Source organism: Solibacillus merdavium, from assembly GCF_014836935.1.
GTDB lineage: Bacteria > Bacillota > Bacilli > Bacillales_A > Planococcaceae > Solibacillus > Solibacillus ferritrahens.
In genome coordinates this window covers 146,808-160,003 of sequence record NZ_JACSPW010000004.1, presented here as the reverse complement: position 1 = coordinate 160,003, position 13,196 = coordinate 146,808, and the positions used below count along the sequence as shown (strand labels likewise).

At 38.0% G+C, this 13,196-nt stretch carries 14 protein-coding genes; 12 read left to right on the top strand and 2 right to left on the bottom strand.

Going from position 1 to position 13,196, the window contains the following annotated elements; translation table 11 throughout:
* Nucleotides 1–95: 95 nt before the first annotated feature.
* From H9632_RS06420 to H9632_RS06400, 5 genes are all read left to right on the top strand, one after another.
* A complete protein-coding gene (locus H9632_RS06420; protein ID WP_191703289.1) occupies nt 96–419 on the top strand; it encodes a hypothetical protein in 324 nt (107 codons plus the stop codon).
* Between the two features lie 258 nt (nt 420–677).
* On the top strand, nt 678–1,373 hold the full coding sequence (locus H9632_RS06415; RefSeq protein ID WP_191703288.1) for a response regulator transcription factor: 696 nt from the start codon (nt 678–680) through the stop codon (nt 1,371–1,373).
* Nucleotide 1,374: 1 nt separating this feature from the next.
* The gene (locus tag H9632_RS06410; protein WP_191703287.1) at nt 1,375–2,310 is read left to right on the top strand and encodes a sensor histidine kinase; all 936 of its coding nucleotides are present in this window, start codon (nt 1,375–1,377) and stop codon (nt 2,308–2,310) included.
* 103 nt (nt 2,311–2,413) lie between these two features.
* A complete protein-coding gene (locus H9632_RS06405; RefSeq protein ID WP_191703286.1) occupies nt 2,414–3,337 on the top strand; it encodes an ABC transporter ATP-binding protein in 924 nt (307 codons plus the stop codon).
* Nucleotides 3,330–4,022: an ABC transporter permease gene (locus tag H9632_RS06400; RefSeq protein ID WP_191703285.1), complete on the top strand. Its 693-nt coding sequence runs from the start codon at nt 3,330–3,332 to the stop codon at nt 4,020–4,022. The genes H9632_RS06405 and H9632_RS06400 overlap by 8 nt, the downstream gene beginning before the upstream one ends.
* A gap of 162 nt (nt 4,023–4,184) precedes the next feature.
* Here H9632_RS06400 and H9632_RS06395 read toward each other — a convergent pair whose 3' ends face one another.
* Complete coding sequence (locus tag H9632_RS06395; RefSeq protein ID WP_191703284.1) at nt 4,185–4,955, bottom strand: SDR family NAD(P)-dependent oxidoreductase; 771 nt, start codon at nt 4,953–4,955, stop codon at nt 4,185–4,187.
* Nucleotides 4,956–5,146: 191 nt separating this feature from the next.
* Between H9632_RS06395 and H9632_RS06390 the strand changes: the two genes are divergently transcribed.
* The 5 genes from H9632_RS06390 (at nt 5,147) to H9632_RS06370 (ending at nt 9,133) form a co-directional block, all read left to right on the top strand.
* Nucleotides 5,147–5,779, top strand: a complete 633-nt coding sequence (locus H9632_RS06390) for a nitroreductase family protein (protein WP_191703283.1) — start codon at nt 5,147–5,149, stop codon at nt 5,777–5,779.
* A 271-nt stretch (nt 5,780–6,050) separates the two neighbouring features.
* Nucleotides 6,051–6,527, top strand: a complete 477-nt coding sequence (locus H9632_RS06385; RefSeq protein ID WP_191703282.1) for a hypothetical protein — start codon at nt 6,051–6,053, stop codon at nt 6,525–6,527.
* 236 nt (nt 6,528–6,763) lie between these two features.
* Nucleotides 6,764–7,252 carry a Cys-tRNA(Pro) deacylase gene (ybaK, locus tag H9632_RS06380; RefSeq protein ID WP_191703281.1) on the top strand — a complete coding sequence of 163 codons (489 nt, stop codon included), beginning with the start codon at nt 6,764–6,766 and terminating at the stop codon, nt 7,250–7,252.
* Nucleotides 7,253–7,266: 14 nt separating this feature from the next.
* The gene (locus tag H9632_RS06375; RefSeq protein WP_191703280.1) at nt 7,267–7,884 is read left to right on the top strand and encodes a YczE/YyaS/YitT family protein; all 618 of its coding nucleotides are present in this window, start codon (nt 7,267–7,269) and stop codon (nt 7,882–7,884) included.
* A gap of 58 nt (nt 7,885–7,942) precedes the next feature.
* A complete protein-coding gene (locus tag H9632_RS06370) occupies nt 7,943–9,133 on the top strand; it encodes a glycine C-acetyltransferase (protein ID WP_191703279.1) in 1,191 nt (396 codons plus the stop codon).
* Nucleotides 9,134–9,373: 240 nt separating this feature from the next.
* Here H9632_RS06370 and H9632_RS06365 read toward each other — a convergent pair whose 3' ends face one another.
* Entirely contained in the window at nt 9,374–10,555 is a 1,182-nt protein-coding gene (locus H9632_RS06365; RefSeq protein WP_191703278.1) for a pyridoxal phosphate-dependent aminotransferase, read from the bottom strand.
* Nucleotides 10,556–10,712: 157 nt separating this feature from the next.
* On the opposite strand from H9632_RS06365, the gene H9632_RS06360 reads away from it, so the two are divergent.
* Both H9632_RS06360 and H9632_RS06355 read left to right on the top strand, forming a co-directional pair.
* Entirely contained in the window at nt 10,713–11,504 is a 792-nt protein-coding gene (locus tag H9632_RS06360) for a carbon-nitrogen family hydrolase (protein WP_191703277.1), read from the top strand.
* A gap of 432 nt (nt 11,505–11,936) precedes the next feature.
* Complete coding sequence (locus H9632_RS06355; protein WP_191703276.1) at nt 11,937–13,190, top strand: Y-family DNA polymerase; 1,254 nt, start codon at nt 11,937–11,939, stop codon at nt 13,188–13,190.
* Nucleotides 13,191–13,196: the final 6 nt, after the last annotated feature.

Here is a 13,196-nt window from a genome sequence, read left to right as displayed (position 1 = left end):
GGTTTATAAAAGAATCAGTATTTCAAATGTCTAAGTTGCATTAAGATACGAACATATATTATGTAGAGTTCAATATTAATAGGGAGGTGAATGATATGCCATTTTTCCGACAAGAAGGTAGAATGGAGAGATTTCCACCACCAGCTGGCCAACAATTCGGTCCTCCTCAAATGGGTAGACAACGTAATGGAGTGCCTAGGTCTAATGATTTTTCAAGACCGAGAGATTCCTTTTACTCACCATACCCGTTTGATCCAAGACAGGGGCAACAGCAGTTTAATCCTTATTCACAAGCACCAGCGTCTCGCTTTGGAGGTTTATCCGATAATTTAAATACTATGATGGGCCATGTTGGTACAATTACGAATGGAGTTAATATGATGAGACAAGTCGGTGCAATGTTTAATCTTTTTAGATAACCTTTAAAAATTAGGAATTCATATTTAGCTTATCTATAAAAATTATTGATAAGCTTTTTTGTTTGCTTCACATCCTACTCATTATAAAAAAGACTCAAATCAAGTCGATTTCCATCGAATTTGATTTGAGTCTCATTTTATTTTTGTCGTGAGGATTTTTGCAGATGTTTTAATAGGATAGGAGATTAACTATATTTCATTCTATAAATTCGTTATGATAATTAAAAAGATTGCGAAAATTAAAAGAGGTGTATAGCAATGCCAAAGCATATTTTACTCGTTGAGGACGACGAATCGATTCGTGAAATGGTAGAGAAATATTTAATCATGGAAGGCTTCCATGTTACTACGGCTTCAAATGGTGAAGAAGCGTTACATCATTGTTTAAATACTTCGTTTGACTTAATGATTTTGGATATTATGATGCCAAAGCTGGATGGTTTAGAAGTATTGAAAGTAATTCGAGAAAAACACGCACTACCGATTTTAATCATGTCTGCGAAAGATAGTGATGTGGATAAGGCAATCGGACTGGGATTAGGGGCAGATGATTATATTGCTAAGCCATTTTCAATGTTGGAGCTTTCTGCACGAGTGAAAGCCGCAATTAGGCGAGCAACGACCTACTCCTCTCATTTAGAGATGAAGCAAGATTTTTTGAAAATTGGTGATCTTACAATTGATATTTTGAACTTTTCTCTCAAAAAAAATGAGCAAATAATAAAACTTACTTCAAAGGAGTTCGCCATTTTGAAGTTATTTGCTACTAATCGTCAGCGCGTCTTTACGAAACAACAAATCTATCAATACATTTGGAACGATGAATATTATGGGGATGAAAATATTATAAATGTCCATATTAGTAGGCTTCGTGAAAAAATTGAAGATGATCCATCCAATCCTCAATATATTAAGACGCTTTGGGGCATTGGTTATAAATTTGAGGGGAATTAACATGATTTTATTTCTTACCATAATTATTTTTTCGTTACTCATCATCATTTATTTCCAATATCGTGAAAAGAAAGAATGTAATATGTCTATTCATTATACATTCGAGAAATTACAAAACATCATGGCTGAGCACACAGGTGAAAAGATTTTAACCATGACTACCAATCGGGAATTACAGCTATTGCTCACAGAGATTAATCGGCTGTTGGACTATAACCAAAAAGCTATTGCTACACAACGTAAAACAGAAGATGCTACAAAGAAAATGATGGCCAATATATCGCATGATCTAAAAACGCCCTTGACTGTTGTTCTTGGGTATATTGAAATGCTTCAGCTAGACACGACTAACAGTGAAGAAGAACAACAACGACTGCTTCGAGGAGTCCATGCAAAAACACTGGAAGTTCTTCAACTCCTGCATCAATTTTTTGATTTGGCTAAAATAGAATCAGGGGATTTGAATTACCCCATCACCAAGATAAATGTGAATGAAATCTGTCGGAAGAACATTTTGACATTCTATGATATCGTCACGTCAAAGGGCATTAATATTCAAATCGATATCCCAGAAACAACGGTCTATGCACTGGGAAATGAGGACGCTCTTGATAGAATTTTGAATAATTTATTAACTAATGCGATTACTTACGGGGCAGCGGGCAAGGTAATTGGTTTAGCTATTGAATATGATGAGACACATATATCGATTAATGTATGGGACCGCGGGAAAGGCATTGATGAATATCATAGAGATCATGTCTTTGAAAGAATGTATACTCTCGAAGATTCTAGAAATAAATCGTATCAAGGTAGTGGTCTCGGGCTGACAATTACAAAGCGTCTCGTTGAATCAATGGGAGGGTTCATTCATTTAACAAGTATTCCGTACGAAAAGACCGTCTTTACTATTTCATTAAAAAGAATTACGTATTAAACCATTTTTATTAAACGTAAGGAATTTTTAAGAATTAGGTAAGAAAAAAGAGAGGTTCAATTCTTATACTTAAAGTAAGTTATAAATAAGGGAGGAAATTTGTATGACATATCTTGTCCAAACAAATCGGCTTACAAAAGTATATGGAGGGAAGGAAGTTGTTTCCGAGGTTAGTATGCATGTAAAAAAGGGAGAAATTTATGGTTTTTTAGGATCCAATGGTGCAGGGAAAACAACAATTATGAAATTGATTACTAATTTGATAAAACCGACAAGTGGACACATCGAAATTTTTGGAGAAACATTAACCCCTAAATCCTATGAAGTTTTAAAAAGAATCGGCACCATCATAGAATATCCTATTTTTTATGAAAAGTTAACTGCACAAGAAATATTGAGTCTCCATTGTGAATACATGGGCTATTATGACAAAAAGGAAATCAATCAAGTGCTTGAGTTAGTCAATCTATCACATACGGAAGGGAAATCAGTAGAAGATTTCTCACTCGGGATGAAACAACGATTAGGTATTGCACGAGCAATTATTACAAAACCTGAATTACTGATTTTAGACGAGCCCATTAATGGTTTAGATCCGAGCGGTATTAAAGAAATTCGCGATTTATTGAAAATGTTATGCAAAGCATATGGGATTACGATTATTATTTCTAGCCATATTTTGGGGGAAATGGAGCGAATCGCAGATACAATTGGTGTCATTCATAATGGAAGGTTAATTAGTGAGCTCTCAATGGACGAGGTGAATCTTAAACATATAGATTACATCGAAATGGTTGTAGATGACGGGAAAAAAGCTGCTTTTATTTTGGAGAACAAATTAGCGATTCCGAACTTCAAATTAGTAGGTGAATCTTGTATTCGTATTTATGAAACGAAACTCACACAAAAGGTCATTTCAAAAGCATTGATTGAACACGATGTGGAAATTAAAGAAATAAGCATGAAAACCAGTTCTTTAGAGGACTATTTTCTGAAATTAATTAGCGGGGGTGAGGTGAATGCTTAATTTAATGCGATTAGAAATGAAAAAGTATAAATTAGGTTCCTATATAAAAGGAGCAGTTCTTGCTAATATCGTCATTGCGGTGACCTTTGTAGCTATGTTGTTCATCTCCCATGCTGAAAGTGAACTAGTTTTCAACAATTACACAGAAGCATTGGCCACTATTGATGCGATTATAAGGGCGATTTTTATTATCTTTGCTGCCACATTAATTTCAAAGCTCATCATTGTAGAGTTTAAAAGTAAAACGATTAACACATTGTTTTTATATCCTATTAATCGAAAAAAATTAATTGCTGCAAAACTCGTAATCGTCATCCTCTTCACATTTGTTTCCATCATCTTTTCGAATGTATTTGTAACAGCCGTGTTTTCTGTAGTTACAGACTACTTTGTTTTGTTACCTGGTACATTAACAGCGGCTATCATTACACAGCACGCTTCTGCAGTACTGATGAATGCAATTGCTACAGCAGGCATATGTCTCATTCCATTATATTTTGGCATGAAAAAGTACTCTGTGCCAGCAACCATTATCTCTTCAATTCTCATCGTCCTGGTTGTTTCTTCAAATAGTGGGAGCTTTTCATTAAATGATATTATTGTCATTCCAATAACACTCGCTATCATAGGCGTCAGTATCGCTTATTTTTCTATCCGGAATATTGATAAGACAGATTTAAAATGATAGTTAGGCAACAATTTGGTTTATTTCAAAATAAACCTGTAGACAAACTTAATTACTTTCGAGTCTGTCTACAGGTAAGATGAAGAGGGAACAATAATTCTTCGTGTTATATAAAGTATAATTATTCATCTTATAAATGATGTATAATTCCTATGTTTGGAATTATACATTATATAAAGCACCGTCTATTGTTAACGAGGAAGAACTTACATAAGAAGCTTCATCGGAAAGTAAAAAGGCAATGACATTTGCTACTTCCTCGGGCTCACCGTAACGCTTCATAGGTACGGCATCATTGTATGCAGCTTGAGCGGCCTCCGCTGCGCCTGGGGCAACATTTGCTTCGATTTTACGCATCATTTGTGTATTGATGACACCCGGATTTACCGTATTTACACGAACATTGAATGCCGCTGCCTCTAAAGCCGCCACCTTATTAAGCCCCATTACTGCATGTTTAGAGGAATTGTATAGTGCCATACTTGGGGAGCCGATTAAGCCAGCTACAGACGACGTATTTACAATAGAACCATATTTTTGTCCTTTCATTACGGGCAATACGTATTTTAAACCGAAAAGAACACCCTTTACATTAATGCCATAAACGAAATCAAACTCTTTTTCTGTAATTTCCTCAAGAGATTTTGCCGGTCCCTCTACACCCGCATTATTAACAAATCCATCGATGCGTCCAAATTTCGAAATCGTTTGATCCACATAGTTTTTCACATTGTCCTCTTTGGATACATCCGCTTTTACGATTAAGCTGTTATCTTCATTAAGAGAAAGCTCTGTTTGCACTGATTTAATGGCATCCTCGTTTAAATCAACTAACACAACTTTTGCATGCAGCCCTATTAATTTCCTTACAACCTCTTTCCCGATACCGCCTGCTGCTCCTGTTACGATGACTATTTTATTATCCAATTTCATTTTCCACAGCTCCTTATCATTAAAAAAATGCCTGCAAATATCTTAACCGCTTTTATAAAATATAGACCTCTTATTTTTAAAGAGCTACATGGAAATAAACTTATTGACAGTTGAGTATAAAACATGGTAAATTTATCTCGAAATGAAGATACTTTAATTCGAATCAAATTATATGGAAGAGGTAGAAAAAAATGAACTTTGAAGAATTAGTAAAATCCCGCCATTCCGCAATGAATTTTATTGAAAATGAACAGATGACCGAAGAAGACTTTAAAAATATATTTGAACTTACGAAAACAGCACCGAGCGCATATAACCTGCAATTTACAAATTACTTAGTCATTACAGATAAGGAAAAGAAAGAAAAGGTTAAAGAGCTAAGCTACAACCAATATAAAATTCACACAGCAAGTGGCGTTGTCATTGTAATGGGTAACAAAAATAGCATTGAAAGACCTGATGTCGAGAAAATTTATGGTCCATTAAAAATGCTGAAAATGATGGATGAAGTGGACTATGAAACAACAATTAATACAATTAAAAGCTATAGTGATGGATTAAAGGACAAACAAGGTGCACTGGATATGGAACTGTCGTTAAATGCAGGCCTTCACGCAATGTTATTTATGCTAAGCGCAAAGCATTACGGTTTTGATACATGTCCAATGCATGTTCATAATGTAGATGAATTAAGGGAAACCTTCAATATTCCAAATCATTTGGAGCCAATCATGATGATTACGATTGGAAAAAGTGTAGAAAAAGTACGTGCACGCGGATATCGTAAACCCGTTGGAGAATTTGTGAATTTCAACGGTTACTAATAGATCGATAGGGAGACTGTATTAAAAGTAAATTAGACTTTTAATACAGTTTGTTTTGTTATAGAGGATGGGGGAAATGCTAGAAAGTTTTTTCACTCTAGGTATTGAGTACTTAATAAAAATAATCACCTTATAGGTAAATGGAATAGGGGGTAGTTAGTATGAAAGATCTGAATGTGGATATTTTGTGAATATTCTCTATTTATTTTCCGGCAATATTGGTATATTTAAATAAATTTTAATAGGGAATTTACAAGAGGGGTGAAGACAGGTGAAGATTTCTAGCTTGGTCCATGGATCCAACCTTGCATTGGAAGAAAGAAAACGTTTACTGCAGCGTAAAGAGGCAAGTGAAATTTATAAGAAGCACGCAAAATATACAGATACAAGTAAAAATCCACTGCTTGAAGCACTTGAACATTTACTTTCTGGTAAGACGGAAAAAGAATTGCACGACGTGGATGCAGTAGCCGGCAAAAATCCGCAACAACCAGTCGGGGAAAGTAAAGATCAACCTAAGGAATGGGCTCCTTTTGAGAACGAAGATCTACCTTTTATTATGCCCGAAAAATTTCAAAAAGATTTTGCGCGTAATCCAGACGAGCAAACCGTATTTGGTCTGGATTTGGAAAAGCTGTTATTCCAACGTTCATTCAATACCGCTACACAAAAATATATTTCTCATATCGCCATGGTAAACAACGGTTATCGTTCAGTAGATGAACCGGTTTTCTCCCAAATTGCATAACAATAAGCTCACTTTAGTGGAACTACTAGAGGGGGCTTTTATTTTTAGGGATTTGCTAAAGCATACCCCCATAGTAAACATTCAATGATATACTATTTTCAAAGTCGGCTTCTTTTATCCTGGTGGTCAAACCACCTAAAAACAAACAAATGCTGATTGGTTGGCATCCTGCGGGTTTAAAGCTGAATCCGGAAGCAATTATGCCGAGGTGTATATGATAAAAAGGAGTGTTTTCGTTGGTGAAGAAGCAAGCCAAAACAAATGCAATTCGTTTAATTGAGCAGCAAAAAATTGCACACGAGGTTTTTGAATACACGACAGAAAATGGAGAAGCAGTTGATGGCATCACTGTGGCCGGTAAAATCGGTCAGCCTGTGGAAATGGTGTATAAAACACTAATTGCTACTGCTGGAAAAGGGAAATATTTCGTTTTCGTCATCCCGGTCGATGCAGAACTCGATTTAAAGGCAGCTGCAAAAGTGGTAGGAGAAAAAAAAGTTGAAATGATTCCAGTGAAAGAGTTACTTGGCTTAACAGGATATGTGCGCGGAGGTTGTTCACCGATTGGTATGAAAAAGCCGTTTCCAACATTTATCGACCAAGCCGCTTCAGAACTCGATTATATTATTGTAAGTGCAGGCAAAATAGGAATGCAAATGAAGCTTGCACCGACAGATTTAGTAAGGGCAACAAACGGTCATTTTGCAGTGATTGCCGTAAAATAGAAAGAAGGATTGTTGTGTCGAAGAAATTTAAATGGCAATGGGGAAGTTTTTTTATAGGGCAAATTATTATGGCTCTCGGAATTACGATGACGATTAAAGGTAATGTGATCGGGACAGGACCATGGGATGTTTTTCATATAGGCATGTATAAGCAGGTTGGACTGACGATTGGTTCTTGGTCTATTTTGACAGGGCTTTTTATTATTACCGCGACATCTCTTTATTTAAAGCGAATCCCGAAGCGTGCAACAATTTTAAATATGCTGTTGATTGGTTCATTTATTGATTTTTTCAACTGGCTATTACCTGTGGCGAATATATTTTTACTTGAACTCGTCTATTTTACGGCGGGATTCTTTGTCATGAGTATAGGCTGTGCATTATATATCGCACCAAATTTAGGCGAGGGTCCTCGTGATACGATTATGATGATTATTGCGAGTAAAGGCTATTCTGTCAAAACAGGACGTATGATTATGGAAGTATTTGCAACAAGTGCAGGCTGGTTACTTGGTGGACCTGTTGGTGTAGGAACGGTTATTTTAGCGCTCGGCACCGGCTATGTCATTCAGCCATCGCTCTTTTTCTTCAGAAGAAAGCTTGAGGAAATAATCGGAGAGCCACTTACATAAAAAAATTTCCCTATATGCTAAAATAAAGTGGAAATAGAAATCGAAAGGATGAACGCGCATGTCAAACGTATTAAATACCTTTTTAGATGAAAATTTACTGGCATTACAAGCACAAGGTTTATACAATGAAATCGATCCGGTAGAAGGAGCAAACGGCCCGATCATTCAAGTGGCAGGCAAGCAGTTGATTAACTTATCATCGAACAACTATTTAGGCTTGGCAACAAATGATGAGCTGAAGAAGATCGCACAAGACACAATCGCTACATACGGTGTCGGTGCTGGTGCAGTTCGTACAATTAACGGCACACTCGATTTACACGTAAAACTTGAAGAAACATTAGCGAAATTTAAAGGTACAGAAGCAGCAATTAGCTATCAATCAGGTTTCAATTGTAATATGGCGGCAATTTCTGCTGTAATGGATAAAAATGATGCGATTTTATCGGATGCATTAAACCATGCTTCGATCATTGATGGCTGCCGTTTATCAAAGGCGAAAATTATTCCATTTGCCCATGCGGATATGGATGATTTACGCGCAAAAGCAAAAGATGCAAAGGAATCAGGCCTTTACAATAAAGTAATGGTTATTACAGATGGTGTATTCTCGATGGACGGCGATATTGCCAAGCTTCCAGAAATCGTGGAAATTGCAAAAGAATTTGATTTGATTACGTATGTAGACGATGCACACGGTTCAGGCGTTACAGGTAAAGGTGCCGGAACAGTAAAGCATTTCGGTCTGCAACACGATATCGACTTCCAAATCGGTACATTGTCAAAAGCAATTGGTGTTGTTGGCGGCTATGTAGCAGGGAAGAAAAACTTGATTGATTGGTTAAAAGTCCGTTCTCGTCCGTTTTTATTCTCTACCGCTTTACCACCAGGGGATGTAGCAGCAATTACTCGTGCAGTGGAGATGATTATGGAATCAACAGAGCTGCATGACAAGCTTTGGGAAAACGGTCAATATTTAAAAGACGGCTTAGCAAAACTTGGCTTTAATATTGGAGAATCCGAAACACCGATTACACCATGTATTATTGGTGAAGAAAAGCTAACGCAGCAGTTCTCAAAGCGTTTACTTGAGGAAGGCGTTTACGCAAAAGCAATCGTGTTCCCAACAGTACAAAAAGGGACAGGTCGTGTACGCAATATGCCAACAGCAGCACATACGAAAGAAATGCTGGATGAAGCATTGGCCATTTACGAAAAGGTTGGCCGTGAATTAGAAGTGATTAAGTAAAAATAATGCCCGGCACTATTATACATATAGTGCCGGGCTTTTTGTGAAATTGGCGAATATCCAGGAGGAAGTGTCCATTAAGTAAGTGAGAGTGGCGATTATTCGATTGAAATTGGCGATTAAGCTTATCTAAATGGCTATTATTGTTAAAAAAGTGGATAATATAATTTTTATTTGGCGAATAAACACCGTGTTCTTCTTTGTAAGTCAATTTTGACATTTTTAAACGGCAGTGCTTGTTTACTTGGACAGCATTTCTGTAAAAAGTCCAAGCTTCGCCACCCGCTGCATGGCTTCGTGCAAACGCTCTTCATCCACGAGTAGCCCGACACGAATATAGCCCTCCCCATACTCACCAAATCCATTTCCCGCAGCAACAGCAATATCCGCTTTTTCTAGTAAAAGGTCGGCAAATTGCTCGCTCGTATACGGTGTAGGGACAGGAAGCCAGGCAAAAAATGAGCCTTTTGGTGCCGTAATGTGCCAGCCAATTTTTTGAGCTTCTTCAACAAGGACATTTCGTCTTCGTTCATATAAATCTCGCACTTCTTCCACACAAGTTTGCTCTTCATTCAGTGCAATGGCTGCTGCATGCTGAATTGCTGGAAACTGACTGCAAAATAGATGATCTTGAATAATATTAATTGCTTCCACCATTTTCGCATTTCCTACAGCAAATCCAATACGCCATCCCGCCATATTATACGACTTCGACAAAGTATAGAGCTCAATGCCAACTTCCTTTGCACCAGGAGCCTGCAAAAAGCTTGGAGGACGCTCTCCATCAAAACCAATTGCACCATAGGCAAAGTCATGTGCAACAGCGATATGGTTTTCCTTTGCCATCTGAACGGTTTGCTCAAAAAATTCCTTTGTTGCAACACCGCCAGTAGGGTTGTTCGGGTAGTTTAAATACATTAGCTTGGCACGTTGCTTTACTTCATCAGCCAGGTCACCATAGTCCGGTAAAAACTGACTTTCTGCTTTCAATGGCATTGTATCGAACTTAACTTCGGCAAGCGCGACTCCCGACAAATAATCAGGATAGCCAGGGTCTGGAAGAAGCATGTAGTCCCCAGGATTCAATAGCGCAAGCGGAAGTTCGACTAGACCAATCTTTGTCCCGCCAAGTATTGCAACTTCTGTATGCGGATCAATCTCCACATTATACTCCCGCTTATAAAAATCAGCTGCCGCTTGTTTTAATTCCGCAATACCGCGAAATGGGGAATATTTATGTGTTTGCGGATCAGTTGCTGCCATCTGCAATGCTTCAACAATATGTGCTGGTGTTGGCTGGTCTGGATTACCCTGACCTAAATTAATGACATCACGACCTTCAGCCACTGCAGCATTCACCTTATTCACAAGTGCTGCAAAAAATTGTGGAGGAAGCTGTTGTAGCTTTTTTGAAAATTCCATTATTCATCATCCTTTAAAAATATTAAAATTAATCTTAGTACTTTTCTAGGTTTAAGTAAAGTGAAGATTTTGATAACTTGAATTGGAATGTTACAATAGAAGGTAAGTATGCGAAAACTATATTTCGTAGGTAATTTATTTAAGGGCGGTGCTGTTTATGAAAATCGGCTGTATCCAACTAAATGTAGGTTTTGGAAAAGTAGATGAAAACTATGAGCGTGCGGAGAAGTTTATTCGTGAAGCGGCAGCAGGTGGTGCAGAAATCATCGTATTGCCGGAAATGTGGAATACAGGTTATGCACTTGAAAAATTAGGTGAGCTTTCTGATGTCAACGGTGAACGTACGAAATCATTTTTAAGTGGGTTAGCAAAGGAATTGGCAGTACATATTGTCGGTGGTTCCGTGTCGGTAAAACGTGACGACAAGTTTTATAATACGATGTACACATACAATCGTGATGGCGAATTAGTTGGCGAGTATAGTAAAGCACATTTATTCCGTTTAATGGATGAGCATTTGTATTTAGAGTCAGGCAATGAGATGAACCGCTTTGCATTAGATGAGCTGGAGGCTGGTGGTGTCATTTGTTATGACATACGTTTCCCGGAATGGTTGCGTTCCCATGCATTGGACGGTGCAAAGGTATTATTTGTCCCGGCACAATGGCCAACTCCACGTATTGATCATTGGAAAATTTTATTGCAGGCTCGTGCCATTGAAAATCAGTGCTTCGTCATTGCGGTAAATCGCATCGCGCGCAAAGTAGAAAATTTCAACGGGCAATCGATGATTATCGGTCCATGGGGTGAGGTTCTTTGGACAGGTGCAGAAGATGAAGAGCTCGCAATTATTGATGTTGATTTTTCGAATGTTGATGAAGTGCGCGGACGAATCCCAGTTTACGAAGATAGACGCCCTGCTCTTTATGAGAAAGTGATAAAAGAATAAATTTTTGAAGCGTACCAGGTGGATATGGGTACGCTTTTTTTATGTTTCACCTAAAAAATAGAGAGTGGAGATTAAGTTGCATCAAGTGGCGAATAAAAAATTAAATTGTCTATTAAAATTGAAAGTGACGATTATCCGTGCTTAAGTGACGAATATGTAAAACCCATTGACGATTAAGTAAGTGAAGGTGGCGATTAAGTAGCTACAGTTGACGAATATAACCTTATAAGAGGCGAATAAAATTTCCCACCGTAAAAAGTTGCTATAATATCCGCTAGTTTGACTATTAAGAACTCAAATTTGGCGAAAAACATAAAATACTTGGCGAAATAAAATTACCCTTCCACAAAGTTCCCCATTACTTACCACTTGCCATCTCACATGTCTCATTTTAATATAAGAACAAACGTTCTCTTTAAGGAGATGAGCTTCATGTATGAAAATGCACCAGAACGCTCGATTATATGTATTGATATGCGTAGCTTTTACGCGAGCTGTATCGCATCGTTAGAAAATTTAAATGTGATGGAAGTGCCAATTGCAATTGTCGGTAATTTTCAGCAAAAGGGAAGCGTCGTACTTGCTGCATCACCACCGATGAAAAAGCGCTTTAATATTCGTACCGGTTCACGTTTGTATGAAATCCCGCCACATCCGGACATTCGTCTATTTGAGCCACGAATGTCACTCTTTATTCGTATGTCGATGGAAATTACACGTTTGTTCAACAATTTCGTTCCAAAAGAGGCCATTCATGTATATAGCGTTGATGAAAGCTTTATCGATTTGACAGGCACAGAAAAATTATGGGGACCTCCTGAAGAAACGGCGCAGTATATTCAACAACTTATTTACAACCAATTTGACATTCCATGTGCAGTCGGTTTTGGACCAAATATGCTCATGGCAAAGCTGGCGCTGGATATTGAAGCAAAGAAAACGGGATTTGCGAAATGGACATATAATGATGTAGCGGAAAAATTATGGCCGATAATGCCGCTATCTACAATGTGGGGAATTGGTCGTCGTACAGAAAAAACGCTGAATCATATGGGTATTTACTCTGTTTATGATTTAGCGCATACCGATTTATCCCTACTGGAAAAGCGCTTTGGAGTGTTGGGTAATCAGCTCTATTATCATGCATGGGGAATTGATCACTCGACTGTTGGTGCACCAATCCTGCAGGGGCAAATCAGCTTCGGAAAGGGGCAAATGCTCATGCGTGATTACCGCAGCCGAAAGGAAATTTTAGTCGTACTGCTTGAAATGTGCGAAGACGTAGCAAGGCGTGCAAGGGAAGCAAAGAAAATCGGACGAACGATATCATTGGGGCTTAGCTATAGTAAAGATGCCTTCGGAGGTGGATTCCATCGTTCGCGCACAATCGATGAGCCGACAAATGATACATTGAAGATTTTTGAAGTATGCAAACAATTACTCGACGAATTTTACGCAGAACGCCCAGCACGCAAAATTACGATTACATTAAGTAACATCGAAAGTGAATATTCAATGCAGCTCAGCTTATTTGATGAGAAGAGGTGGCGTAACCGTAAGCTCGGGGAAACGATGGACCGTTTACGTACAAAATACGGAACGACTGCCTTATTACGTGCTGTTTCCTATACAGATGCGGGTACAGCACTTGCACGGTCGACATTAGTAGGCGGACATAAACAATAAGGGAGT